At 70.9% G+C, this 25,258-nt stretch carries 18 protein-coding genes, 2 rRNA genes and 1 pseudogene (1 of these 21 running past the window's edge); 5 read left to right on the forward strand and 16 right to left on the reverse strand.

Annotated features, from left to right (window positions below):
* Positions 1 to 78 precede the first annotated feature (78 nt).
* Both ACNNMR_RS07680 and ACNNMR_RS07685 read right to left on the reverse strand, forming a co-directional pair.
* Positions 79 to 708, reverse strand: a complete 630-nt coding sequence (locus ACNNMR_RS07680; protein WP_419993774.1) for an NUDIX domain-containing protein — start codon at positions 706 to 708, stop codon at positions 79 to 81.
* Complete coding sequence (locus ACNNMR_RS07685; protein WP_419993775.1) at positions 705 to 2,357, reverse strand: CTP synthase; 1,653 nt, start codon at positions 2,355 to 2,357, stop codon at positions 705 to 707. Before ACNNMR_RS07685 ends, ACNNMR_RS07680 begins: the two co-directional genes overlap by 4 nt.
* A gap of 282 nt (positions 2,358 to 2,639) precedes the next feature.
* Here ACNNMR_RS07685 and ACNNMR_RS07690 point away from each other — a divergent pair, with 282 nt between their 5' ends.
* On the forward strand, positions 2,640 to 4,445 hold the full coding sequence (locus ACNNMR_RS07690) for a glycoside hydrolase family 15 protein (RefSeq protein ID WP_419993776.1): 1,806 nt from the start codon (positions 2,640 to 2,642) through the stop codon (positions 4,443 to 4,445).
* A gap of 15 nt (positions 4,446 to 4,460) precedes the next feature.
* On the opposite strand, the gene ACNNMR_RS07695 is transcribed toward ACNNMR_RS07690, so the two are convergent.
* The 6 genes from ACNNMR_RS07695 to ACNNMR_RS07720 all read right to left on the reverse strand — a co-directional run bounded on the left by ACNNMR_RS07695 (position 4,461) and on the right by ACNNMR_RS07720 (position 11,641).
* Positions 4,461 to 5,624 carry a glycosyltransferase family 4 protein gene (locus tag ACNNMR_RS07695; RefSeq protein WP_419993777.1) on the reverse strand — a complete coding sequence of 388 codons (1,164 nt, stop codon included), beginning with the start codon at positions 5,622 to 5,624 and terminating at the stop codon, positions 4,461 to 4,463.
* Between the two features lie 502 nt (positions 5,625 to 6,126).
* Complete coding sequence (locus ACNNMR_RS07700; RefSeq protein ID WP_419993778.1) at positions 6,127 to 6,882, reverse strand: hypothetical protein; 756 nt, start codon at positions 6,880 to 6,882, stop codon at positions 6,127 to 6,129.
* Positions 6,883 to 6,906: 24 nt separating this feature from the next.
* Positions 6,907 to 8,589, reverse strand: coding sequence for a DNA repair protein RecN (gene recN, locus ACNNMR_RS07705; protein ID WP_420000284.1), 1,683 nt, complete (start codon positions 8,587 to 8,589; stop codon positions 6,907 to 6,909).
* 135 nt (positions 8,590 to 8,724) lie between these two features.
* The gene (locus ACNNMR_RS07710; RefSeq protein ID WP_419993779.1) at positions 8,725 to 9,648 is read right to left on the reverse strand and encodes an NAD kinase; all 924 of its coding nucleotides are present in this window, start codon (positions 9,646 to 9,648) and stop codon (positions 8,725 to 8,727) included.
* Positions 9,649 to 9,678: 30 nt separating this feature from the next.
* The gene (locus tag ACNNMR_RS07715) at positions 9,679 to 10,485 is read right to left on the reverse strand and encodes a TlyA family RNA methyltransferase (protein WP_420000285.1); all 807 of its coding nucleotides are present in this window, start codon (positions 10,483 to 10,485) and stop codon (positions 9,679 to 9,681) included.
* A 22-nt stretch (positions 10,486 to 10,507) separates the two neighbouring features.
* On the reverse strand, positions 10,508 to 11,641 hold the full coding sequence (locus ACNNMR_RS07720; protein WP_419993780.1) for a hypothetical protein: 1,134 nt from the start codon (positions 11,639 to 11,641) through the stop codon (positions 10,508 to 10,510).
* A gap of 89 nt (positions 11,642 to 11,730) precedes the next feature.
* Between ACNNMR_RS07720 and ACNNMR_RS07725 the strand changes: the two genes are divergently transcribed.
* Complete coding sequence (locus ACNNMR_RS07725; RefSeq protein ID WP_419993781.1) at positions 11,731 to 12,078, forward strand: SCP2 sterol-binding domain-containing protein; 348 nt, start codon at positions 11,731 to 11,733, stop codon at positions 12,076 to 12,078.
* On the opposite strand, the gene ACNNMR_RS07730 is transcribed toward ACNNMR_RS07725, so the two are convergent.
* From ACNNMR_RS07730 to ACNNMR_RS07740, 3 genes are read right to left on the reverse strand one after another with little or no spacing between them, the layout of a single operon-like run.
* Entirely contained in the window at positions 12,062 to 12,961 is a 900-nt protein-coding gene (locus ACNNMR_RS07730; protein ID WP_419993782.1) for an ABC transporter ATP-binding protein, read from the reverse strand. The two genes, ACNNMR_RS07725 and ACNNMR_RS07730, sit on opposite strands and share 17 nt — an antisense overlap.
* A gap of 29 nt (positions 12,962 to 12,990) precedes the next feature.
* Positions 12,991 to 14,076: a FecCD family ABC transporter permease gene (locus tag ACNNMR_RS07735; RefSeq protein ID WP_420000286.1), complete on the reverse strand. Its 1,086-nt coding sequence runs from the start codon at positions 14,074 to 14,076 to the stop codon at positions 12,991 to 12,993.
* Between the two features lie 5 nt (positions 14,077 to 14,081).
* Positions 14,082 to 15,137, reverse strand: a complete 1,056-nt coding sequence (locus ACNNMR_RS07740; protein ID WP_419993783.1) for a FecCD family ABC transporter permease — start codon at positions 15,135 to 15,137, stop codon at positions 14,082 to 14,084.
* A gap of 48 nt (positions 15,138 to 15,185) precedes the next feature.
* On the opposite strand from ACNNMR_RS07740, the gene ACNNMR_RS07745 reads away from it, so the two are divergent.
* Positions 15,186 to 16,235 (forward strand): ABC transporter substrate-binding protein, encoded by a 1,050-nt coding sequence (locus ACNNMR_RS07745; RefSeq protein WP_419993784.1) that lies wholly within the window; start codon positions 15,186 to 15,188, stop codon positions 16,233 to 16,235.
* On the forward strand, positions 16,232 to 17,062 hold the full coding sequence (locus ACNNMR_RS07750; protein ID WP_419993785.1) for a siderophore-interacting protein: 831 nt from the start codon (positions 16,232 to 16,234) through the stop codon (positions 17,060 to 17,062). The genes ACNNMR_RS07745 and ACNNMR_RS07750 overlap by 4 nt, the downstream gene beginning before the upstream one ends.
* A gap of 46 nt (positions 17,063 to 17,108) precedes the next feature.
* Here the strand turns inward: ACNNMR_RS07750 and ACNNMR_RS07755 are convergent, their stop codons facing one another.
* Positions 17,109 to 18,140 (reverse strand): HAD hydrolase-like protein, encoded by a 1,032-nt coding sequence (locus ACNNMR_RS07755; protein ID WP_419993786.1) that lies wholly within the window; start codon positions 18,138 to 18,140, stop codon positions 17,109 to 17,111.
* Positions 18,141 to 18,194: 54 nt separating this feature from the next.
* Here ACNNMR_RS07755 and ACNNMR_RS07760 point away from each other — a divergent pair, with 54 nt between their 5' ends.
* Positions 18,195 to 19,460: a DUF1015 family protein gene (locus tag ACNNMR_RS07760; protein WP_419993787.1), complete on the forward strand. Its 1,266-nt coding sequence runs from the start codon at positions 18,195 to 18,197 to the stop codon at positions 19,458 to 19,460.
* A gap of 478 nt (positions 19,461 to 19,938) precedes the next feature.
* Here ACNNMR_RS07760 and ACNNMR_RS07765 read toward each other — a convergent pair.
* The 4 genes and pseudogenes from ACNNMR_RS07765 to ACNNMR_RS07780 all read right to left on the reverse strand — a co-directional run.
* Positions 19,939 to 20,589 (reverse strand): annotated as a pseudogene (locus tag ACNNMR_RS07765) (hypothetical protein); the annotation flags it as partial.
* Positions 20,590 to 20,594: 5 nt separating this feature from the next.
* On the reverse strand, positions 20,595 to 21,779 hold the full coding sequence (locus ACNNMR_RS07770) for a hypothetical protein (RefSeq protein ID WP_419993788.1): 1,185 nt from the start codon (positions 21,777 to 21,779) through the stop codon (positions 20,595 to 20,597).
* A 165-nt stretch (positions 21,780 to 21,944) separates the two neighbouring features.
* Positions 21,945 to 22,061, reverse strand: a 5S ribosomal RNA gene (rrf, locus tag ACNNMR_RS07775).
* A 119-nt stretch (positions 22,062 to 22,180) separates the two neighbouring features.
* Positions 22,181 to 25,258 (reverse strand): 23S ribosomal RNA (locus tag ACNNMR_RS07780) (it continues 46 nt past the right edge of the window).

Below are 25,258 nucleotides of genomic sequence, written 5' to 3' on the forward strand. Positions count from 1 at the left end.
CGTGGAACTCGGACCGGCCCACCCACCGATCAAGCCCGTCCGGCGCTTGAGGACATCCGTGGCGAAGCCACAGGATGCCTACGCCTCAAACGGCCGCGCCGGCCACGGCGCATCCGCAGCCCGCAACCCGCCCACGCCTCCCGAAGACGCCAGCGCCGCCTGCAGGGCCAGCACCCCCACCACGAGGCAGTTGTTGTGCAGCTCGCCCGCGAGGGCGCCGCGTACGAGCTCCTCCAGGGGCACCCGCGCGAACTCCAGGTCCATCTCCTCGTCCTCGACGGCGAAGCGCTCGCCCTCCGCCTCGGAGATGTCCCGCGCCAGGAAGACCCGGACCGCCTCGTCGCAGCCGCCGGGCGTCGTGTAGACGTCGGCGAGCACCCGCCAGTCCGAGGCCTTGACGTGCGCTTCCTCGTACAGCTCGCGCTGCGCCGCGGTCAGCGGATTCTCGCCGGGGATGTCGAGCAGCCCGGCCGGGATCTCCCAGAGCTTCTGCCGTACGGGATGCCGGTACTGGCTCAGCACCAGCACCCGGTCCTCGTCGTCGAGCGCCAGCACGGCCACCGAGCCCGGGTGCACCTGATAGTCGCGCCGCGCCACCGTGCCGTCGGGCATGACGACGTCGTCGGTGCGGACCGAGGTCTTGTTGCCGGTGAAGGGGGTGGCCGTGGCCACCACCTCCCACTCCTCCGGGGTGTCCTGCAGCCTCACTTGGAGGCCTCCTGCTGCTCGACGGCCGCCTTGACCAGCCCGGCGAAGAGCGGGTGCGGGCGCGTGGGCCGGGAGCGGAGCTCCGGATGCGCCTGGGTGGCCACCAGGTACGGGTGTGCCTCGCGCGGGTACTCCACGTACTCCACCAGCTTGTTGTCGGGCGAGGTGCCCGAGAAGACGAGCCCCGCCTTCTTCTCCAGCTCGGTGCGGTAGTGGTTGTTCACCTCGTAGCGGTGCCGGTGCCGCTCCTCCACGTACGGCGCGTCGCCGTACGCCTCGCGCACCACGGACCCCTCGGCGAGCTTCGCGGGATACATCCCGAGCCGCATCGTGCCGCCCATGTCGCCCTCGCCGGCGACGATGTCGAGCTGCTCCTCCATGGTGGAGATCACCGGGTGGGCCGCGGCCTGGTCGAACTCCGTCGAGTTGGCACCCTCGATGTCCGCCAGATTCCGTGCGGCCTCGATCACGATGCACTGCAGGCCGAGGCAGATGCCGAGCAGCGGCACCTTCTTCTCCCGCGCCCAGCGGATCGCCTGCACCTTGCCCTCGACGCCGCGCTCGCCGAAGCCGCCGGGGATGACGATGCCGTCGACGTCCTGGAGCACCTTCGCGGCGCCCGCCGGGGTCTTCAGGTCATCGGAGGTGACCCACTTGATCTTCGCCCGCGCGTTGTTGGCGAAGCCGCCCGCGCGAATCGCCTCGGTGACCGACAGATACGCGTCGGGCAGGTCGATGTACTTGCCGACCAGCGCGATCGTCACCTCGTGGTCGGGCTGGTGGACGCGCCGCAGCAGGTCGTCCCACTGCGTCCAGTCCACATCGCGGAAGGGCAGGTCCAGCTTGCGGACCACGTATGCGTCCAGGCCCTCGGTGTGCAGCACCTTCGGGATGTCGTAGATCGACTTGGCGTCGATGGCGGCGACCACCGCGGCCTCGTCCACGTCGCACATCAGCGAGATCTTGCGCTTGATGGACGTCGGCACCTCGCGGTCGGCGCGCAGCACGATCGCGTCGGGCTGGATGCCGATGTTGCGCAGCGCGGCGACGGAGTGCTGGGTCGGCTTGGTCTTCAGCTCGCCGCTCGGCCCGATGTACGGGAGCAGGGAGATGTGCACCACGAAGACGTTGTCGCGGCCGACCTCGTGCCGGGTCTGCCGTACGGCCTCAAGGAACGGCAGCGACTCGATGTCGCCGACCGTGCCGCCGACCTCGGTGATCACCACGTCGACGTCGTCGGTGGCCATCCGCCGGATCCGCGACTTGATCTCATTGGTGATGTGCGGGATGACCTGCACCGTGTCGCCGAGGTACTCGCCGCGCCGCTCCTTGGCGATCACCGTCGAGTAGACCTGGCCGGTGGTGACATTGGCCGAGCCGTCGAGATCCACGTCCAGGAAGCGCTCGTAATGGCCGATGTCCAGGTCGGTCTCGGCGCCGTCGTTGGTGACGAACACCTCACCGTGCTGGAACGGGTTCATCGTCCCCGGGTCGACATTCAGATACGGGTCGAGCTTCTGCATCGTCACCCGCAGGCCACGCGCCTTGAGGAGGGCGCCGAGGCTGGAGGCGGTGAGCCCCTTGCCGAGGGAGGAGGCGACGCCTCCGGTGACGAAGATGTGCTTGGTCGTCGTGGATGGCCTGGGCAAAAGGGGCTCCCGTGGTCGCTGCTGAAAGGTGCGTTGCGAAAGGTCCTGGAAAGGTGCCGAAGAGGTCGCGGGACCTGCGGCGAAACCTTCCGCTCCACGGGCTACCAGGGTATCAGCCAGGAGGACCCGCTGCGCGACGGCGGCACGCAGTGCAGCCGTCGCCGGGAGGTCGGGCACGAGCTCAGGCGGACGTTCGACGCACGGATATGAGGGCCCTCAAGCGGATCACGTCCATGCGTCGTATTCTGCTCGGACGCACGCAGTCGACTGGAGATTCACTACGTGGCCGGGCGCATCGAGGACTACGCACTCATCGGCGATATGCAGACCGCCGCCCTCGTCTGCCGGGACGGCACTGTCGACTGGCTGTGCCTCCCCCGGTTCGACTCGCACGCCGTCTTCGCGGCCCTCCTGGGCACCGAGGAGCACGGCTTCTGGCGGCTGGGCCCCGCATACGGCGAGGACCGCCGCCCGCCCGCGGCGGACCGGCGGCGCTATCGCGGCGATTCGCTGATCCTGGAGTCCGAGTGGGACACCCCGCGCGGCACGGTCCGGGTGATCGACTTCATGCCGCGGCGCGCCGGTGACGCCCCGCAGCTGGTACGCATCGTGGAGGGCGTCAGCGGCCGGGTCCCGATGCGCTCGGCGCTGCGGATGCGCTTCTCGTACGGGCGGATCGTGCCGTGGGTGCACAAGGTCGACGGCCGCACGGTCGCGGTGGCCGGACCTGACTCCGTTTGGCTGGACACGCCCGGCGACACATACGGCCAGGACCTCACCACCTACTCGGACTTCACGGTGGCACCGGGTGACAGGGTCGCCTTCACGATGAGCTGGCAGCCCTCCCACAAGGAGCCGCCGCCGCTGCCCGTCCCCGAGACGGCGCTGGCGAACACCGAGGCCTTCTGGGAGGAGTGGACGGGCCACTGCACGTACCACGGCCCGTACCGGGAAGCGGTGGTGCGCTCGCTGATCACGCTGAAGGCGCTCACGTACGAGCCGACGGGCGGCATCGTCGCCGCGCCGACCACGTCGCTGCCGGAGGACATCGGCGGCGTACGGAACTGGGACTACCGCTACACGTGGCTGCGCGACGCCGCCATCACGCTGTCGTCGCTGCTGCGCACCGGCTATCGCGAGGAGGCGCGGGCCTGGCGCGAGTGGCTGCTGCGGGCGGTCGCGGGCGACCCGGAGAACCTGCAGATCATGTACGGCATCGCGGGCGAGCGCGAGCTCGGCGAGATGGAGCTGGACTGGCTGCCGGGATATGAGGGTTCGACGCCCGTGCACGCCGGGAACGGCGCCGCGGGCCAGCTCCAGCTGGACGTCTACGGCGAAACCATCGAGGCCCTGCACCTCGGCCACATGACGGGCCTCGCCCGTAACGACTACGCCTCCGTCCTCCAGCTCAAGATGATCCGCTGGGTCGAGGAGAACTGGGACCGCCCCGACGAGGGCCTCTGGGAGGTCCGCGGCCCGCGCCGCCACTTCGTGCACTCCAAGGTGATGCTGTGGGTCGCGGTCGACCGCACCATCAAGCTGGTCGAGTCCGGCGAGGCGGACGGCCCGCTGGAGCGCTGGCGCGAGCTGCGCGACGACATCCACCGCGACGTCTGCGAAAAGGGCTACGACCCGCAGCGCAACACCTTCACGCAGTCCTACGGCTCGAAGGAGTTGGACGCGTCCCTGCTGCTGATCCCGCAGATGGGCTTCCTGCCGCCGGACGACAAGCGCGTCATCGGCACGATCGAGGCGATCCAGCGAGAGCTGTCCACCCCGGACGGCTTCGTCCTCCGCTACCCCACGTCAGGCGGCGAAGAGGGCGTGGACGGCCTCCCGGGCGACGAGGGCGCCTTCCTGGCGTGCTCGTTCTGGATGGCGGACGACCTGGCGATGATCGGCCGCGTAAAGGAGGCCCGCGAGCTCTTCGAAAAGCTCCTGGCCCTCCGCAACGACCTGGGCCTGCTGGCAGAGGAGTGGGACCCGCGGCTGCAGCGCCAGGTGGGGAACTTCCCGCAGGCATTCAGCCATGTGCCGCTGATCGATACGGCGTTGCGGCTGAGCGCTACGGGGGCTTGGGGCGGCTGAGACGCCCGCCTACGGTCAGAACGACCGCGTGCGGCGTGGCTGGGTGTCGACGATTTCGTCGTAGACGCTGAGGACTTGGGCCACTGTGTCGTCTTCGGTTGGCCAGTGTTCGGTGCGGGCGCGGCCGGCGGCGGTGAGTTGGGCGCGGCGGGTGGGTTCGGCCAGGAGGCGGGCTACGGCGGTGGCCAGGGCGCGGGCGTCGCCGTATGGGACGAGTTCCGCGGCCTCGCCTACCTGTTCCGGTACGCCGCCTACGGCGGTGGCCACGAGGGGGGCGCCTGCGTACAAGGCCTCCTGGGCCAGGAGTGACCTTGCCTCCCAGCGGCTCGGCAGGACCGCCACGTCGGCTACGCCGAGGAGGTCGCCGAGGTCTTCGCGGCAGCCGAGGAGCCTCACCGGGAGCTTCTCGGCGTCGATGCGTCGCTGGAGGGCGCTGCGCTGGGAGCCTTCGCCGGCGATTGCCAGGAGCGGGGGCGGGTCGAGGGAGCGCCAGATGCGGGCGGCGTCCAGGAGCGGCTCGTGGCCCTGGCCGGGCTCCAGGCGGCCCGCGGTGAGGAGGAGGGGGCGGCCGACGGCGCCGAGCTCGGCGCGGGCCTTCTGGCGGGCGCGCTCGTCGAGTTGCTGCGGCAGCCGCGGGGCCGGTGCGGCGACGGGGGCCAGGCGGGCGTCGCGGGCGCCGTGCCTGCGGGCCTCGTCGACCAGGTCGGTGGAGGCGCCGAGCAGCACCCGCGCGCTCCTTGCGACGCGCCGCTGCAGCAGCGGCTGGACGCGGGCGCCGGGGCCTTCCGCGTACGGGCGGATGTGCCAGGTGACGACCAGCGGGGTACGGCGGGCGTCCCGCCCCAGGACGAGGCGCGCCAGGAGTGCGGCGCGGCTGCCGTGCGCGTGTACGAGGTCCGCGCCCGCGCAGGCGGCGCGCACGACGGCGAGGGTACGGGCCTGGGCGCCGCGGCCCGTGGGGAGCCTCGCGACCTGCGCCCCGGCGTCCGCGAAGCCGTACAGCCGGGCGGCGCGGGGGGTGGTGACGACGGTGACCCGGACGCCGCGGGCGACGAGGCCGGCGGCGAGCGATCGCACGTGGACTCCGCTGCCGTGGCTGCCGCCGCCGACCAGCTGCACGGCGTGCAATGGCCCTGGCGGGCCGTTTGCCGTGCGCTTGGCGGCGGGTGAGGTGGTCACGGGCTCCCTGTCGGTCGGGGCGGGCGGGGGTCGCGGGCCGGTTCTGTCCGGCCGGTCGGCCGGTCGGCCGGTCGGCCGGTGTCCGGTGCGGTCCGCATGCAGCATGCCATCCGTTGGGCGTGATCCGGCACCACTTTCGCTGGCGCGTGGCCGGGTTGACGGCGGGGCTGCGGCTGGCACGCGGTGCCGGTCCACCCTTGCGGGTGACCTGGCGCCCTTGACCGAGGCGTGCGCCCCGGCGCCACATGTTCGCCTCGGCGCAAGTCGCGTCGGCGGCCGCCGGAAACGCCCGGGCCCACCCGTCCCGCCCAGCGGGACGGGTGGGCCCGAGAGACGGACGCCTACCCTCCCGAGAGACGGACGCCTACCCCCCGAAGAGGACGCCTACCCCCCGAAGAGAGGACGTCTGCCCCCGAGAGACGAGGGATGGTGACGCTGCCGCCCCGAGAGACGAGGCAGTGACACGCCCGGGGATTACGGGCATAGCACAGCCCGCAGAGACCTACCCGGGCAGCGCCCGCTCCCCGTACACCGCCGCCGCGACCACCGCCGCCGCGTGCAGCGCCAGGCCCGCGCGGGCGTTTGCCGCTGCGATTGCTACGCCCAGAGACGCGCCCAGGGCGTGGGCGCCTGTGTCGCCGAGCATGGTTTGTTCCGCCGCGTCCTCCGGCAGCAGGGCTGCCGCCGCCCCCGCCGGTACGGCCGCCAGTGCCGCGCCCTCGCCGCCCCGCAGCAGCCCCGGCGCGGCCAGCGCCAGCGTCGCGACCGTGGCCCGCGCGGGCCGTACGTCCAGGAGGTTCACTGCGTGCGCCGAGCCCGCGATCACCACCCCGGCGAGCAGCCGGTCCAGCGGGCGGTCCTTCAGCAGCGCACCCGCGGCGAGGCCCGCCGCGCCGATGCCCAGCAGCTTCACGCCGCCGGTCGTTAGCTCGCCCTCCCGCAGCGCCGCGAGGTGAGCCCGAAAGCCCCGGCGCGCGTCGGCGCGCCCCGCGAGGTCGTCGTACGCGCCGATGCCACCCGCGGCCGCCGTGGCGAGGACGGCGGCGGCTCGGGTGCGGCCGCGCAGGCCAGGCGCCGTCGCCACCGCGACCAGCGTGCCTGCCGCCGATGCCGGGCCGCCCAGCAGATCCAGGCTCCGCCCCGCGAAGTTCGTACGCGACCACAGCGCCGCCCCACCCGGCGGCCGCCGCCGCAGCCCAGCGAGCGCGGTCCGCGTAGTCGTAGCGGCAGTGACCAGGGCAGATGTCGCGGAAAGCATGCGCAGCACCGTACCCGCTCGGCCTCAGCGCCCCACCCGCGCCGCCTCCAGCAGCTCCTCCGCATGCGCCCGCGCCGTCTCCGAGTCCTGCTGGCCCGCCAGCATCCGGGACAGCTCCCGCACCCGTGCCTCGCCCTCCAGCACCGTCACACCGCTCCGGGTCACTGAGCCGTCCGACGTCTTCTCCACCAGCAGCTGCCGGTCCGCGAAGGCGGCCACCTGCGGCAGGTGCGTCACCACCACGACCTGGGCGGATTGCGCCAGGCGCGCCAGCCGGCGCCCGACCTCCACCGCGGCCTTGCCGCCGACGCCCGCGTCGACCTCGTCGAAGAGGTACGTGGGCACCGGGTCCGAGCCCGCGAAGACGACCTCCACCGCGAGCATCACCCGGGACAGCTCACCGCCCGACGCGCCCTTGGCGATCGGCCGCGGCTGGGCGCCAGGGTGCGGGGCGAGGAGCAGCTCGACCTCGTCGACGCCCGTCGGGCCGAAGTCCGAGGTCTGGCGGATGTCGACGCTGACCCGCGCATGCGGCATCGCGAGTTCGGTCAGCTCCGCCGTCACCGCGTCAGCGAATCGCGTCGCCGCCTCACCACGCGCCTCCGTCAGCGCCGCCGCCAGCTCGGTCAGCTCCGCGGTGAGCGCATCGCGCTCCGCCGTGAGCTCGCCGATCCGGTCGTCGTCGCCCTCCAGCTCGGCCAGCCGACCGGCGCCCTGCTCGGCCCAGGCCAGCACGGCCGCGATGTCCTCGCCGTACTTCCGCGTCAGCGCGGCGAGCGCCGCCCGCCGCTCCTCCACCGCGGACAGCCGCAGCGGGTCGGCGTCGATGCCGTCGGCGTACGCGGCCAGCTCCCCCGCCACGTCCGCGACGAGGATGCCGATCTCGCCGAGCCGGTCGGCGAGCGCGGCCAGCGCCGGGTCGTGGGAGCGTACGGCCTCGACGGCGCGGTGCGCGCCGGCGACCAGAGCCGTGGCGTCGACCGTCTCGGGGTCCTCCGGGTTGCCGGCCAGCGCGCCGTGGGCGGCGTTGGCGGCGGCGGTGAGGGATTCGGCGTGGCCGAGGCGCTCGGCCTCGGCGGCCAGGTCGACGTCCTCGCCGGGGAGCGGCTCGACGGCCGCGACCTCGTCGAGGCCGAAGCGGAGCATGTCGGCTTCCTGGGCGCGTTCGCGGGCGCGGGTGGTGATGGTGTCGAGTTCGGTGGATACGGCGCGCTGGCGGGCGTACGCGGCGGCGTACTTCGCGAGCGGCACGGCGACGGCGTCGCCCGCGTACCGGTCGAGGGCCTCGCGCTGCCGGGCCGGGCGCAGCAGGCCCTGCTGGTCGGTCTGGCCGTGCACGGCGACGAGGTCGTCGGCGAGCTCGCCGAGGATGCCGACGGGGACCGTGCGGCCGCCCAGGTGCGCGCGGGAGCGCCCTTCGGCCGAGACCGTACGGCTCAGCAGCAGCGCCCCGTCGTCCAGCTCGGCGCCGGCCTCCTCGGCCCGTACCGCCGCGGGCGCGCCGTCCGGGACGAGGACGCGGCCCTCGACCACCGCGCTCTTGGCGCCGATACGGACCAGCGCGGCGTCGGCGCGGCCGCCGAGCAGCAGGCCGAGGCTGGTGACCACCATCGTCTTGCCCGCGCCGGTCTCGCCGGTGACGGCGGTGAAGCCGGGCGACAACTCGACGACGGCATCATCGATGACGCCCAGGGACTGGATCCGCATCTCCTCCAACACGGGTACGACCATACGAGGTTCCCGGGGTCGTATGCGATGGGCCTCCCGGCCGGGGGCCCGGTCGAGGGGTGGTTTGGGATGCATGTACGGGTTGCGGGGGCCCGCATCGTCCGGCGAGGCGGTTTAGTTCGGTGCGCCCCGCCAGCCCGCGACCGGCAGCGCGAACTTCGCCACCAGGCGGTCCGTGAAGACCGAGTGGTGCAGGCGGGCCAGGCGGACCGGGGTCGCCCCGCGCCGGACCTCGACCCGCGCTCCGGCCGGCAGGTCGACCGTGCGGCGGCCGTCGCACCACAGCACGCCGTGCTGGTTGGTCGGCTGGACCTCCACCGCGAGGACCGAGTCGGGGGAGGTCACCAGCGGCTTGGCGAAGAGGGCGTGGGCGCTGATCGGGACCATCAGCAGCGCCTCGACCTCCGGCCACACCACCGGGCCGCCGGCGGAGAAGGCGTACGCGGTCGAGCCGGTCGGCGTGGCGCACACGACGCCGTCGCACCCGAAGCGCGACACCGGCCGCCGGTCGACCTCGGTCACGACCTCGAGCATCCGCTCGCGCGCCGCCTTCTCGACGGACGCCTCGTTGAGCGCCCAGTCGGTGTGCACGACGCGGCCATTGGTGCGTACGAGAACGTCGAGGGTCATCCGCTCCTCGACCTCGTAGTCCTGCTTGACGACGCGGTAGACGACCTTGTCGAGGTCATCGCGCTCGGCCTCGGCGAGGAAGCCGACCCGGCCGAGGTTGACGCCGAGCATCGGCACCCCGGACGCCCGCGCGAACTCGGCGCCGCGCAGCAGCGTCCCGTCCCCGCCGAGGACGACGATGAGCTCGCAGCCGTCGATGACGGACGGCCCGGCCTTGCACAGCTCGACCTCATCGGGCAGCGGCAGATCGGCGGCTTCCTCGGCGAGTACGCGCACGCCGACGCCGCTGTTGAGCAGCCCGCGGACGACGAGTTCCGCGCTGCGGATGGCCGCGGGGCGGCCGGTGTGGGCGAGCAGGAAGACGGTCCGGCCGCCGGGCTGCGGCGCGCTCGGCTGGGTGTGCTTCATTGCGGCCCCTTCTTCATTGCGGCCCGTTCTTCATTGCGGCCCGTTCTTTACTGCGTCGTCCACGGCGGCCGGGTCGAGCGGGGGTGCACCGGCGCGCAGCCACAGAAAATACTCGACGTTTCCGGACGGACCCGGCAGCGGGCTGGCGGTGACGCCCCGCACGCCGAGCCCGAGCGCGGCGGCCTGCTCCGCGACCGTACGGACGGCTTCGGCGCGCAGCTCGGGGCTGCGGACGACGCCGCCGCTGCCGAGCCGCTCCTTGCCCACCTCGAACTGCGGCTTGACCATCAGCACGAGGTCGGCGTCGGGCGCGGCGCAGCGGACGAGGGCGGGGAGGACGAGCCCGAGCGGGATGAAGGAGAGATCCCCGACGACGAGGTCGACGGGGATGCCGTCGATCTGGTCGAGGGTCAGTTCGCGGACGTTCGTACGGTCCTTGACGGTGACGCGCTCGTCGGACTGCAGCGACCAGGCGAGCTGCCCGTACCCGACATCGGCGGCGACGACGTGCGCGGCGCCGGCGCGCAGCAGCACGTCGGTGAAGCCGCCGGTCGACGCTCCGGCGTCGAGGGCGCGCCGCCCTGCGACTTGTAGCCCTTGCGGCGTGAAGGCGTCGAAGGCACCGGCGAGCTTGTGCCCGCCGCGCGAGACGTACCCCGGATCGCTGTCGTCCTCGGCGACGACGATCGCCGCGCTCATCTCCACCTGCGTCGCCGCCTTGGTGGCAGTGGCCCCACCAACACTGACCCGCCCGGCGGCAATAAGCTGCGACGCCTGCTCCCGCGACCGCGCCAGCTCCCGCCGCACAAGCTCGGCGTCGAGCCGCCGCCGCTGCACCTTGGCTTTGGCCGCGGCCACGTCAGCCGTCCCGGCGGGGGTAGGGGGTGGAGGCTCCGGGGCGGGGGTAGGGGGTGGGGCCGGAGGGCTGGGTCGCGGCGGGGCCGGGGTGGGGGGCCGCGCCGGGGGCGGGGCGCGGGGCCGCGCCGGAGCCGGGGCGCGGGGCCGCGCCGGGCACCGGCTGCGTCCTGGCGGACTGCTGGCCCTGCGCGGGTACGGCCCCGGCGGGGCGGCCGTGGCCCGGTGCCGGCGGAGGCGGCCCCTGCCGGCGGTCGAGCGCCTCCAAGGCGTCGCGTAGCTGCCGGTGCGCGTCCTCGTACACCTCAAGGTGACTGGAGGTCGGCAACTCGTCGGCATCCGCAAGCCGTTCAAGCCCGGCATCGACATCGGCGTCACCGGTGGCGGTACGGGCGATGCCCAGGGGGGCGGGCGCAGGCTCCTGGTCGACGGGGGCGGGCTCCTCGCCCACGGGGGCAGGCTCCTCGCCCATGCGGGCGGGTGCCTCGGCCAGGGGAGCGGGTGCCTCTGCCTCGCGGGCGGCGGGTGCCTCTGCCTCGCGGGCGGCGGGTGCCTCTGCCTCGCGGGCGGCGGGCGCCTCCGCCACGCGGGCGGGCGCCTCGGCCAGGGGAGCGGGCGCCTCGGCCAGGCGGCCGGGCTCCTCAGCCACGAGAGCGGGCTCCTCAGCCACGCCGCCGGGCTCCTCAGCAATGCGCGCGGGCGCCTCGGCCGCCAGGGCAGGCGCCTTGGCTTCCGTAGCGCGTGGCGCGGCTTCCGCAGATGCCTCGGCTCGATCGGCCTCGACGGGACCGTCGGCCCCCTCCTGCGGGCCCGCAGACTCCTCAGCCGGGATTACGCCCTCGTCGTCGGGGACCGCACCCTCCCCGGCCAAGTCGACCGCCTCCGACTCCAAGTCCGCGGCAGCGGGCTCCCTGGTCACCGAGACCCGCTCGTCGGTCGCTTCCGGCTCGCGGTCCGCCGCCTCCGCGGCAGCGCGCTCGCCAGCCGGCGGGTCCGGCTCCTCGGCCGCAGGCGCCCACGGCGCCGCACCCGCGCCGACGCCCGCCCGGCCCCCGCCGCCCAACGGCCGCCGCCCGGGCGGACCAGGAACCGGCCGCCCCTCGCCGTACCCCTGCGCAGCAGGCATCGCATCGCTCATGGTGAAGACGCTACCGTGCCCGGCCGCCAACCCGCCGCTGCGCACTCCCAGCGCCGCCACCCGCATCGGCTCAGGTAGCGTCGTACGTGATGAAGACGATCGAAGAGTGCCGCAAGGCGCTCGACCGGCTCTCCGAGAGCATGGGCGGTGCCGGCGGGGATGTGAAGAAGGCCGCGGCGCTGGACCGGTCGCTCAGCTGCCATCTCACGGATCTGGACACGACCTTCTCCGGGCGGCTGCGCGACGGCCGCATCCAGGATGTCGTCTCCGCCCCCGGCGCCCCCGCCGAGCGCGCGCAGATCCGCCTCGCCATGAGCAGCGACGACCTCGTCACCCTGGTCGAGGGCGACCTCAACTTCGCCAAGGCCTGGGGCCAGGGCCGGGTCAAGCTGGAGGCGGGCGTGATGGATCTGCTGCGTCTCAGATCACTGCTTTAGCGTCGGCTCGTCCAGCCTCGGCCCGTTCACCCTCGGCCCGTTCAGCCCCACCCCGCTCGACCCGCTCGACCCGGTCGACGACCTCCTCGGCCCGCCCCCGCGCCTTCCGCGCCGCCGGCACCACCAGCGGCGTCCCGGTCTCCGGATCGGCGATCACCTGGCAGCGCAGCCCGAAGACCTCCTCGACCAGCGCCGCGTCCACGATGTCCCCGGGCGCCCCCTCCGCCACCACCGCACCATCGCGCATCGCGATCAAGTGCGTGGCATAGCGCGCCGCGTGGTTGAGGTCGTGGAGGACCGCGACCAGCGTCCGGCCCTGCTCCTCGTGCAGCTCCGCGCACAGGTCGAGGACCTCGATCTGGTGCTGGATGTCCAGGTACGTGGTCGGCTCGTCGAGCAGCAGCAGCGGCGTCTGCTGCGCCAGCGCCATGGCGATCCACACGCGCTGCCGCTGACCACCCGACAATTCATCGACATAACGATCGGCCAGCTCGCCGACACCCGTCGCCGCCATCGATTCCTCGACAATCCGCTCATCGTCCCGCGACCACTGCCGCAGCAGCCCCTGATGCGGATAGCGCCCGCGCGCGACCAGATCCGCGACCGTAATCCCGTCGGGGGCGATCGACGACTGCGGCAGCAGCCCCAGCGTCCGCGCCACCTTCTTCGCCGGCATCGAGCCGATCGCCGCGCCATCGAGCGTTACGGACCCGGCGGACGGCTTCAGCATCCGGGACAGCGCCCGCAGCAGCGTCGACTTACCGCAGGCGTTGGGGCCGACGATGACCGTGAAGGACTGGTCGGGGATGGCCACCGACAGGCCATCGGCCACCACCCGCTGGTCGTAGGCGAGGGTGACGTTCTCGGCCGTAAGACGGGACACGTGTGCGCTCCTGGGATTCCTGACGTCGTTCATATCCGGCCCGCCTTGCGTTCGGCGGCGAGCAGCCACAGCAGATAGCCGCCGCCGAGCATGCCGGTGAGCACGCCGACGGGCAGCTGGTCGGCGCCGAAGAGCCGCTGCGAGGCCCAGTCGGCGACGAGAAGGATCACCGCGCCCATGCAGGCGGACGGCAGCAGGTTGGGCCCGGGCGCCTTCGTCAGCCGGCGCGCGAGCTGCGGCGCGGTGAGCGCCACGAAGGCGACCGGCCCGGCGGCCGCCGTGGCCACCGCCACCAGCAGCGTCGCCGCGACGAGCGTCACCAGCCGCACCCGCTCGGCGCGGATGCCCAGCGCGTACGCCGTGTCATCGCCCATCTCCAGCATCCGCAGCTGCCGCCCGTACCCGACGGTCAGCGGCACGAGCACCGCGCAGGCGGCGAGCAGCGGCCAGACCTGCGCCCAGTCGCGGCCGTTGAGCGAGCCGGTCATCCACAGGACGGCGCGGGCGGCGTCGGCGATCTGGGCCTTGGTGAGGAGGTAGCCGTTGATGGCGACGAGGACCGCGGAGCCGCCGATGCCGACGAGGACCAGGCGGTAGCCGTGCACGCCGCGCTTCCAGGCGAGCGTGTAGACGGCGATGCCGGTGACGACGGCGCCGATGAGCGCCCCCGCCGCGGTCGCCATCGGGCCGCCGTGGAGCAGCACGATCGCGCAGAGCGCGCCCGCCGTGGCGCCGTGGCTGAAGCCGAGCATGTCGGGGCTGCCGAGCGGGTTGCGGGTGACGGTCTGGAAGACCGCCCCGGCGATCCCGAGCGCCGCGCCGACCAGCAGGCCGACGAGCACCCGCGGCAGCCGCAGGTCGTTGACGATGAACTCCTGCGCGGTCGTGCCGCCGCCGAACAGCGTCTTGATGACGTCCGTAACCGCGATGTCGAAGTCCCCGCTGCCGATCAGCAGCACCCCGGCCGCGCAGGCCAGCAGGAACAGCCCCGCCGTGACGACGGCGGCGCGGACGTCGAGGCGGAGCGAGAGTCCGCCCGGGGTGCGCAGGGCACGCGCGGGCTTTGCGGTACGGGGCGCCGCCTCAGCGGCACGAGCGGGCCGCGCCTTCGTCAGGGTCTTCACAGCTGCGCCATCTTCCGTCGCCGTACGAGATAGATGAAGACCGGACCGCCGATCACCGCGGTCACGATCCCGACCTGCAGCTCCGCGGGCCGCGTCACCACCCGCCCGACGACATCCGCGCCGAGCAGCAGCACCGGCGCGAGCACGGCCGTGTACGGGAGGATCCACCGCAGGTCGGGGCCGGTGATGGCGCGCACCATATGCGGGACCATCAGCCCGACGAAGACGATCGGCCCGCAGGCCGCGACCGCGGCGCCGCACAGCAGCGTGGCGGCGAGCATGGCGAGGCCGCGGGTGCGGCCGAGGTGGGCGCCGAGGGCGCGGGCGGAGTCGTCGCCGAGGGCCATGGCGTTGAGCGGGCGGGCCAGCGCCAGCGCCAGGACGATGCCGACGGCGATGAAGGGGAGCACCTGCTGGACCGTGTTCATGTTGGCCGAGGCGAGCGAGCCGACCGTCCAGAAGCGCATCCGGTCGAGGGCGGCGGTGTCGAAGAGTTCGACGGCCCGGATGTATCCGAAGAGGGCCGCGGAGACCGCGCTGCCGGCGAGGGCGAGGCGTACGGGCGTGGCGCTGCGGCTGCCGCCGAGGGCGTAGACGACGACCATGACGGCGGCGGCGCCGGCGAAGGAGAACCACACGTAGCCGGTGAACGAGTTGATCCCGAGGAAGCTGATCGCGGAGACGACCGCGGCCGCGGCGCCCGCGTTGATGCCGAGGATGCCGGGCTCGGCGAGGGGGTTGCGGGTCAGTGCCTGCATCACGGCCCCGGCGAGGCCGAGGGCGGCGCCGGCGAGCATCCCGAGGATGGTGCGCGGCAGCCGCAGGTCGCGGATGACGACGTCGTTGTCGGTGCCGGTGTTGCCGAACAGCCCGTGCCAGACGTCGCCGACGGGTATCTGCTTGGCGCCGACGGCTATGGACGCGACTACGACCACGACAAGCAGGCCCAGGGAAAGCAGCAGGCCCGCGGCGCGCGCCGAGGTGCGGCGGCGCGATGGGGGTGCGGCGGGGGCGGCTGCTTCGCTCTCCCGCGGGGGACTGTCGACCAACACGATGGTTAGGTTAGCCTAACCTGCACCTGCGGATCGAGAGGGACCTCCATGTCAGGCGCCACAGCCATGCCCGTAGCCCGTACCGTAGCCCGTTCCCGTCGCGGATTTCTGGCCGCCGGCGGCGCCCTGGGACTCGGCGCGCTGCTCGCGGCCTGCGGCGATGACGACGGCGGTACGGGTACGGCCGCCGGCAAGGGCGGCGGCGCCTGGTCCTTCAAGGACGACCGCGGAAAGACGGCGAAGTCCGACGCGACCCCGAAGCGGATCGTCGCCTACGTCGGCGCCGCGGCGGCGCTGCACGACCTGGGGATCGAGTGCGACGCCATCTTCGGCCCGACGAAGGGCAAGAACGGTAAGCCCGAGATGCAGGCGGGCCGCCTCGATGTCGACAAACTGACCAACCTCGGTAATACCTACGGCCAGTTCAATGTCGAGAAATACGCCGCGCTCGAACCAGATCTGCTGGTCAGCAGCATGATGGTGCCACCGGAGGTCTGGTACCTGCCGCCGGACAGCGCGAAGAAGATCCTGTCACTGGCCCCGTCCGTCGCCATCCAGACCGGCAAGACCACTCTCGTCAAGTCGATCCAGCGATACGCGGCCCTCGCCGAATCCCTCGGCGCCGACCCGAAGGCGAAGAAGGTCACGGACGCGAAGGCCCGCTTCGAGGCCGCGTCCGAGTCCCTCCGTAAGGCGGCGAAGTCGAACCGCGGCGTGCGCATCCTCGCCATCTCCGCCTCCCCCGACCTCCTCTACGCCGGCTTCGCCCCGGACTTCTACGACCTGCGCCACTTCGCGGACCTGGGCGTCCAGTTCGTCACCCCCGGCAAGCGCGACAAGGGCGGCTTCTGGGAGTCCACCAGCTGGGAGAACGCCGACCGCTACGACGCCGACCTGATCCTCGTCGACCAGCGCACCGGCAACCTCCAGCCCGACCAGCTGGAAAAGTCCAAACCCACCTGGCGCGACCTCCCCGCCGTCAAGGCCGGCCAGGTCATCCCCTGGATGAACGAGGCCCCGCCCAGCCACGCCGCCTACGCCCCCCTCATCGAGAACCTCGCCAAATCCCTCCAGGAAGCGAAGAAGGTACGCGCATGACGACCACCGCCACGCCCGCCACGACCGCCCCCTTCCGCTTCTTCGCCCTTGAGGTGCTGCGCGCCGAGCGCCGCTCCCCCACGATGATCCGCGTCGTCATGACCGGACCCGAGCTGGCGTCCATGGCCTCGGCGGGCCGCGACCAGCGCATCAAGCTCTTCTTCCCCCACCCCGGCCAGGACGCGCCGGTCCTGCCGGACGACGACGGCTCCAATTGGTACGGGGCGTACCAGGCCCTGGACCCGGCGGTCCGCGGCATCATGCGCACGTACACGACCCGCGCGCTGTCCACGGAGCAGCTGACCGTGGACTTCGCCGTCCACGGCGACGAGGGCCCGGCCTCCCGCTGGGCGATGTCCGCCGCCCCGGGGCACCGTCTGGCGGCGCTTGCCCCGGTGGCGGCGGACAACGTCGCGTACGACTACCGCCCGCCGTCCGACACCGACTGGATCCTGCTCTCCGGCGACGAATCCGCCCTCCCCGCCATCGCCGCCATCCTCGAAACCCTCCCGTCCGGCCTCCCGGTCCGCGCCTGGATCGACGTGGCGGAACCGGCCGACATCCAGGGCCTGCCGACGGCCGCCGACGCGGAGATCGTCTGGCAGGTACGGGGCGTGGCCCGCCCGACCCCGGAGGCCATCGCGGAGGCGGAGCTCCCGGATGGCACCCCGTACGCCTGGATCGCCGGCGAATCGGCGACGGTGAAGGCGATCCGGCGCCATCTGGTCCGCGAGCGCGGTGTCGACCGGAAGCGGGTGACGTTCTCGGGTTACTGGCGGCGGGGGACGTCGGAGACGCAGCTGCTGGAGAGCGGGGAGGCGGCGTAGGGCCGTACGGCGATACCGCTCCCTACCACCCGAGCCGGGCCAGTCCCTACCACCCGAGCCGGGCCAGCGCCTTCCCGGCATCCAGCTCGCAGCTCCCCTCCCCCGCCTGCCGCCAGGCCGCGGCACACAACGCCCGCAGCCCATCCACCGCACGCCCCTCACCATCGAGCTCGAGCACCCCGCGCCCGCCATCGGCCCGAGCCCGCCACCCCCCGCACTCTCCATCCCCCGACACCTCAGGCTGCTCCGCCAGCAGCCCCCGCAGATCCGCATCCACATAAGTCGGCCGATGCCGAGGCTCGGCCGCCACCAGCTGCGCCCCGTCCGTCACCCCGGTGAGCACCAGCAGCGAATCCACCCCGCCGTTGAACGCCCCCTCAATATCCGTATCCAGCCGATCCCCCACCACCAGCGGCCGCTCGGCCCCCGTCCGCAGAATCGTCTCCCGATGCATCGGCGGCAGCGGCTTCCCGGCGACCTGCGGCTCCACGCGGCCCCCGGTCGCGATCCGTACGACCTCCACGGCCGCCCCATTCCCCGGCGCGATCCCCCGCCCGCTGGGAATGGTCAGATCCGTATTGGACGCAAACCAAGGCACCCCACGCGCCACCGCATAGGAAGCCTCCGCAAACCGCCCCCACTGCAGCGACGGCCCCCCGTACCCCTGCACGACAGCAGCAGGCTGCTCATCAGCCGACTCGACCGGCACCAGCCCCCGCTCGCGCAGCGCCACCCGCAGCCCCTCGCCGCCGATGACGAGCACCCGCGCCCCCGCGGGCACCTGCTCCGCGATCAGCCGGGCCACCGCCTGCGCGGAGGTGATGACATCACCCGCGTCGGCGGGCACGCCCAGCTCGGTCAGATGGGCGGCGACCGTCTCCGGCGTCCGCGCCGCATTGTTGGTGACGTACGCCAGCCGCATCCCCCCGAACCGCGCCGTCCCCAGCGACTCCACGGCATGCGCGACGGCCTCACCCCCCGCGTACACGACCCCGTCGAGATCGAGCAGCGCCGTGTCGTACGCCTCGCTGAGCGGCCGGCCGCTGCTGGATGGCCGGGTCCTGACGGTCTGCCTCACGCGCTGACGCTCCTCATGCTGATGGGCTGCGGCACACGGCTTACGATCCGGTGCATGCAGCATTCTTCCGGCCTCGACCTGCAACCGTTCACGGGCCTCCGCTACGCACCGGCGCGGGTCCGCAGCCTTGCCGCGGTGACCTCGCCACCGTACGACGTGGTGGTCCGCCCGGACGGCCAGGACCACCTGGAACAGGCGGACCCGCACAACATCGTCCGCCTCATCCTCCCCCCGACGCCGGAGGCCGCGGCCGACATGCTGCGCGACTGGCAGGCGGAAGGCGTCCTGGTGCCGGACCCGCAGCCCGCGCTGTACGTGTACGAGCAGCGCCGCGGCGAGCTGCTGCAGCGCGGCGTCGTCGGGGCGCTGCGGCTGTCGGCCCCCGAGGAGGGTGTGGTGCTGCCGCACGAGGGCGTGATGGAGCACATCGTCGCCGACCGCGCCAATGTGATGCGGGCGACGGCGGCCAACCTGGAGCCGCTGCTCCTGGCCTACCGCAGCAACGGCCACGCCATGGGCGCCACGGCCGTCATCGAGCAGGTCGCGCAGCGCCCGCCGCTGCTGTCGACGACCACGGAGGACGGCTTCGCCCACCGCCTGTGGTGCGTCACGGATCCGGCCGAGCTGGCGACGGTCCAGAAGGACCTGGCGGACCGGCAGGCCATGATCGCGGACGGCCACCACCGCTGGGCGACGTATCTGCGGCTACGGGACGAGCGCGGCGCCGCGGCGGGTCCATGGGACTACGGGCTGGTGCTGCTGGTGGACACGGCCCGCTATCCGCTGGAGGTGAAGGCGATCCACCGGCTGCTGCACTCGCAGGGCACGGAGGCGGTGCTGCGCGCGGTGCGCGGCGCCTTCGCGGGGGTGCGTACGGTGCCGGGGCCGGTGGAGGACGCGCTGGCGGAGCTGGAGAGGGCGGCGGCTGCCGGGCCGGCGTTTGTGCTGGCGGGCGATGGCGCGTATCACCTGATCACGGAGCCGGACCTGGAGCAGGTGGCGGCGCACGTCCAGCCCAATGCGGCCGGCGCCCCGCTGCCCCTGGACGCCGCCATCGCGGACCAGCTCATCCTGGGCGAGCTGTGCGGGATCCGGGACGACGGCGCGGAACAGGTCAGCCACATCCACGGTGCCGCGGCGGCGGTGGCGCGGGCGGAGCAGATCGGGGGGACGGCGGTGTTGATGGCGCCGGTGTCGGAGGATGTCGTGCGGGAGCATGCGCGGCGTGGGGTGACTATGCCGCGGAAATCGACGTCGTTTGGGCCTAAGCCGGCTACGGGGCTGGTGTTGCGGGTGTTGGGGGTTTCGGGGGTGGAGTGAGCAAGAGCAGAGGGGAGCTGGGCCGACGGCCCAGCTCCCCTCTGCTCTGCTCTTGCTCGGCGCGTCAGTCGTCCCGCGGCTCGTCGGCGGGCCGCTCGTCATCGGCTTCGACGTCGGCTCGGTCGTCATCGTCGACGACGACCGGGCGATCGTCATCGGCGACCGGCTCCTCATCGGTGACGGACTCGTCGTCCGCCACGACGAGCTCCTCGTCCTCCGCGACGGGCCGCTCCTCGTTGGGGTCGGAGAGGCCCTCCTCGATGACGGGGAAGTCCTCGTCGGCGGCGTCCATGAGCGCGTCGGGGCTCACAGGCTCGGAGCGTGGCCGCTCGGCGCCGTCCTCGCCCGCGGCGGGGGCGGAGTCGGTGTCGAAGTCGGTGTCGGTGTCGGTGTCGGCACCGCCCGCGCGCTCCTCATCGAGCTCATCCTCGTCGGCAGCCGCCGCGCCCTCGAAGCCGTCCTCATCCACCGCGTCCTCATCGAGCGCGTCGGTGAACTCCACCCCATCCAGCTCGGCAAGCCGGTCAGAGGCGTCCGTAGCCCCGTCGTGATCGGCCTCCAGCGCCTTAGCGAACCACTCCCGCGCATCGGCCTCGCGCCCGACCTCGAGCAGCGCGTCGGCGTAGGCGTAACGGAGGCGGGCGGTCCAGGGCTGCACGGAGTTCGAGGCCAGCTCGGAGCTCTGCAGGGTGACGACGGCGGCATCGGGCTGCCCGAGGTCGCGCCGGGCGCCGGCGGCGACGATACGCATCTCCACCTGCCCCGCCTTGTCGAGCTTCTGCACCTCGTCCGCGCCGGCCATATCCAGCGCCCGCTCCGGCCGCCCCATGCCACGCTCGCAGTCGGCCATGATCGGCCACAGGTGCTGCGACCCGGTCATCCGCCGCGCGGCCCGGAACTCGGCCAGCGCCTCCTGATACCGCCCGGTCGAGTACGCGGCAAAGCCGGCAGCTTCGCGTACGGCCCCGACCCGGGAAGCCAGCCGCAGGGCGACCTTGGCGTGCCCGTACGCGGTCTCCGGGTCCTCGTCGAGCAGCCTGGCGACCATGACGAGGTTACGGGCGACATCGTCGGCCAGTGTCTTGGGCAGGCTGTTCAACTCCTGCCGAACCGACTTGTCGACCTCCATCCCGGTCACGTCATCCGGAATCGGCAGCCTACGCACCGGCTCGCGGTCGGGCCGCCCGTTGTCCCCGTCGCGGCGCGGACCACGGCGGTCGTCGTCACGGCGCCCGCGATAGCCCCCGCCACCGCCGCGCCGATCGTCGTCCCGCCCGCGATAGCCGCCGCCGCCACGGCGATCATCACCGCGCCCACGGAAGCCGCCGCCACCGCGACGGTCATCGTCACGCCCGCGATAGCCGCCGCCACCGCCACCACCGCGTCGGTCGTCGTCACGCCCGCGGAAGCTGCCACCGCCACCGCCACGACGGTCGTCATCACGGCCACGGAAGCCGCCACCGCCACCGCCACGACGGTCGTCATCACGACCACGGAAGCCGCCACCGCCACCACCGCGACGATCGTCATCACGCCGCGGCCCACGATCGTCCCGCTGGAAGGGGCGACGCTCGGCATCACCATCACGCCGGAAGCCCCCACCCCCACGCCGGTCATCATCCCGACCGTGGAAGCCGCCACCGCCACCACGACGGTCGTCGTCACGCCCGCGATAGCCACCGCCACCGCCACGCCGGTCATCGTCGCGCCCGCGGTAACCGCCACCACCGCCACCACGCCGGTCGTCATCACGGCCACGGAAGCCGCCACCGCCACCACCACCACGGCGATCGTCGTCCCGGCCCCGATAGCCGCCACCGGAGCCACTTCGACGGTCATCATCGCGGCCACGGAAACCGCCGCCACCACCGCCACCACGGCGGTCGTCGTCGCGCCCGCGGTAACCGCCAGCACCGCCACCACGCCGGTCATCGTCCCGCCCGCGGTAGCTGGCACCGCCACCACGGCGGTCGTCATCCCGACCCCGGAAGCCGCCGCCACCGCCGCCACCACGCCGGTCATCGTCCCGCCCGCGGTAGCCGCCGCTACCACCGCGCCGGTCATCGTCCCGCCCGCGATAGCCACCGCCACCGCCCTGGCCCCGACGCTCGTCCCCGCCCCGGTCGCCACCCTGCCCGTACGGACGCCTGCCACGGCCCTCATCATCACGCCGCGGACCCCGCCCGCGATCGTCATCCCGCCGCGGGCCCCGGTAGCCGCCCCGGTCCCCACCGGACCGATCCCGACCCCGATCCCGATCCCGGTCACGCCCGCGATCCCGATCGCGATCGCGCTGCTCGGATGGCCGCCGGCCGTCATCGTTGGAGGGCATCGGAAGGGCTCCTGTCGTGTCGAGGTACCGCAGTCATTCTCACGCAGCCGAGTCGGCAGCGCGCTCCGAGCGAAACCAAATGAAGCAAATGCAAAACAAAAAAGGACCTGTGGTCCCAGCGCTCACGCTGGGACCACAGGTCCTCAAAGATTGTTCGGCGGCGACCTACTCTCCCACACAGTCCCCTGTGCAGTACCATCGGCGCGGAAAGGCTTAGCTTCCGGGTTCGGAATGTAACCGGGCGTTTCCCTAACGCTATGACCACCGAAACCCTATTTCCGGGTTCAGCGAACAAGCACACTCTTCAATTAAAGGTGTTACGAGTTCAAGCATGATCCCCGGCAAGATTGTTTGTTGCCTGGGAGCCGAACAGTGGACGCGAGCAGCTATGGACAAGTCCTCGGCCTATTAGTACCAGTCAACTCCACCCCTTACAGGGCTTCCATATCTGGCCTATCAACCCAGTCGTCTACTGGGAGCCTTAACCCCTCATGGGGGTGGGAGTCCTCATCTCGAAGCAGGCTTCCCGCTTAGATGCTTTCAGCGGTTATCCTTTCCGAACGTAGCCAACCAGCCATGCCCTTGGCAGAACAACTGGCACACCAGAGGTCCGTCCGTCCCGGTCCTCTCGTACTAGGGACAGCCCTTCTCAAGACTCCTACGCGCACAGCGGATAGGGACCGAACTGTCTCACGACGTTCTAAACCCAGCTCGCGTGCCGCTTTAATGGGCGAACAGCCCAACCCTTGGGACCGACTCCAGCCCCAGGATGCGACGAGCCGACATCGAGGTGCCAAACCATCCCGTCGATATGGACTCTTGGGGAAGATCAGCCTGTTATCCCCGGGGTACCTTTTATCCGTTGAGCGACGGCGCTTCCACAAGCCACCGCCGGATCACTAGTCCCGACTTTCGTCCCTGCTCGACCCGTCAGTCTCACAGTCAAGCTCCCTTGTGCACTTACACTCACCACCTGATTACCAACCAGGCTGAGGGAACCTTTGGGCGCCTCCGTTACTCTTTGGGAGGCAACCGCCCCAGTTAAACTACCCACCAGACACTGTCCCTGATCCGGATCACGGACCGAGGTTAGACATCCAGCACGACCAGAGTGGTATTTCAACGACGACTCCACCCATACTGGCGTATGAGTTTCAAAGTCTCCCACCTATCCTACACAAGCCGAACCGAACACCAATATCAAGCTATAGTAAAGGTCCCGGGGTCTTTCCGTCCTGCTGCGCGAAACGAGCATCTTTACTCGTAGTGCAATTTCACCGGGCCTATGGTTGAGACAGTCGAGAAGTCGTTACGCCATTCGTGCAGGTCGGAACTTACCCGACAAGGAATTTCGCTACCTTAGGATGGTTATAGTTACCACCGCCGTTTACTGGCGCTTAAGTTCTCAGCTTCGCACAACCGAAGTCGTACTAACCGGTCCCCTTAACGTTCCAGCACCGGGCAGGCGTCAGTCCGTATACATCGCCTTACGGCTTCGCACGGACCTGTGTTTTTAGTAAACAGTCGCTTCTCGCTGGTCTCTGCGGCCACCCCCAGCTCGGACAGTAAATGTCGTCACCGGATGTGGCCCCCCTTCTCCCGAAGTTACGGGGGCATTTTGCCGAGTTCCTTAACCATAGTTCACCCGAACGCCTCGGTATACTCTACCTGACCACCTGAGTCGGTTTAGGGTACGGGCCGCCATGCAACATCGCTAGAGGCTTTTCTCGACAGCATAGGATCATCCACTTCACCACAATCGGCTCGGCATCAGGTCTCACCCACAAGAGCAACGGATTTACCTATTGCTCGGGCTACACCCTTACCCCGGGACAACCACCGCCCGGGCTGGACTACCTTCCTGCGTCACCCCATCACTCACCTACTACCACCTTGGTTCAGCGGCTCCACCACTCCCCCTCACCCCGAAGGGATCAGAGGCGGCTTCACGGCCTTAGCATTAATGGGCTCGATGTTTGTCGCCACACAGCGGGTACCGGAATATCAACCGGTTATCCATCGACTACGCCTGTCGGCCTCGCCTTAGGTCCCGACTTACCCTGGGCAGATCAGCTTGACCCAGGAACCCTTAGTCAATCGGCGCACACGTTTCTCACGTGTGAATCGCTACTCATGCCTGCATTCTCACTCGTGAACCATCCACCACTCGTTTACACGGCGGCTTCACCCGGCACACGACGCTCCCCTACCCATCGATACGGACGTTGGTCCTATTGCATCGATGACACGACTTCGGCGGTACGCTTGAGCCCCGCTACATTGTCGGCGCGGAATCACTTGACCAGTGAGCTATTACGCACTCTTTCAAGGATGGCTGCTTCTAAGCCAACCTCCTGGTTGTCTCTGCGACTCCACATCCTTTCCCACTTAGCGTACGCTTAGGGGCCTTAGTCGATGCTCTGGGCTGTTTCCCTCTCGACCACGGAGCTTATCCCCCGCAGTCTCACTGCCACACTTCACTTACCGGCATTCGGAGTTTGGCTAAGGTCAGTAACCCGGTAAGGCCCATCGCCTATCCAGTGCTCTACCTCCGGCAAGAAACATGTGACGCTGCACCTAAATGCATTTCGGGGAGAACCAGCTATCACGTAGTTTGATTGGCCTTTCACCCCTAACCACAGGTCATCCCCCAGGTTTTCAACCCTGGTGGGTTCGGCCCTCCACGAAGTCTTACCTCCGCTTCAGCCTGCCCATGGCTAGATCACTACGCTTCGGGTCTTGAGCGTGCTACTCCATCGCCCTTATCGGACTCGCTTTCGCTACGGCTACCCCACCCGGGTTAACCTCGCAACACACCGCAAACTCGCAGGCTCATTCTTCAAAAGGCACGCAGTCACGACACAACAAGCAAGCTTGTTGTGCGACGCTCCCACGGCTTGTAGGCACACGGTTTCAGGTACTCTTTCACTCCGCTCCCGCGGTACTTTTCACCATTCCCTCACGGTACTATCCGCTATCGGTCACCAGGGAATATTTAGGCTTAGCGGGTGGTCCCGCCAGATTCACACGGGATTTCTCGGGCCCCGTGCTACTTGGGTGTCTCTCAAACGAGCCGCTGATGTTTCAGCTACGGGGGTCTTACCCTCTACGCCGGGCCTTTCGCATGCCCTTCGCCTACATCAACGGTTTCTGACTCGCCCTGTCGCCGGCAGACGACAGACAAGAGATCCCACAACCCCGCACACGCAACCCCTGCCGGGTATCACACGCATACGGTTTGGCCTCATCCAGTTTCGCTCGCCACTACTCCCGGAATCACGGTTGTTTTCTCTTCCTGCGGGTACTGAGATGTTTCACTTCCCCGCGTTCCCTCCAACTGCCCTATACATTCAGGCAGAGGTGACAGCCCATGACGACTGCCGGGTTTCCCCATTCGGACACCCCCGGATCACAGCTCGGTTGACAGCTCCCCGGGGCCTATCGCGGCCTCCCACGTCCTTCATCG

The organism is Streptomyces boninensis (assembly GCF_048572725.1).
Taxonomy (GTDB): domain Bacteria; phylum Actinomycetota; class Actinomycetes; order Streptomycetales; family Streptomycetaceae; genus Streptomyces; species Streptomyces boninensis.

Coding starts and splice junctions, on each gene's coding strand:
- ACNNMR_RS07750 (WP_419993785.1), top strand. CDS start 16,232: ATGACGACCACCGCCACGCCCGCCACGACCGCCCCCTTCCGCTTCTTC.
- ACNNMR_RS07720 (WP_419993780.1), bottom strand. CDS start 11,641: ATGAGCGATGCGATGCCTGCTGCGCAGGGGTACGGCGAGGGGCGGCCG.
- ACNNMR_RS07770 (WP_419993788.1), bottom strand. CDS start 21,779: ATGACGGCCGGCGGCCATCCGAGCAGCGCGATCGCGATCGGGATCGCG.
- recN (WP_420000284.1), bottom strand. CDS start 8,589: ATGCGGATCCAGTCCCTGGGCGTCATCGATGATGCCGTCGTCGAGTTG.
- ACNNMR_RS07700 (WP_419993778.1), bottom strand. CDS start 6,882: ATGCTTTCCGCGACATCTGCCCTGGTCACTGCCGCTACGACTACGCGG.
- ACNNMR_RS07710 (WP_419993779.1), bottom strand. CDS start 9,648: ATGAAGCACACCCAGCCGAGCGCGCCGCAGCCCGGCGGCCGGACCGTC.
- ACNNMR_RS07745 (WP_419993784.1), top strand. CDS start 15,186: ATGTCAGGCGCCACAGCCATGCCCGTAGCCCGTACCGTAGCCCGTTCC.
- ACNNMR_RS07760 (WP_419993787.1), top strand. CDS start 18,195: ATGCAGCATTCTTCCGGCCTCGACCTGCAACCGTTCACGGGCCTCCGC.
- ACNNMR_RS07725 (WP_419993781.1), top strand. CDS start 11,731: ATGAAGACGATCGAAGAGTGCCGCAAGGCGCTCGACCGGCTCTCCGAG.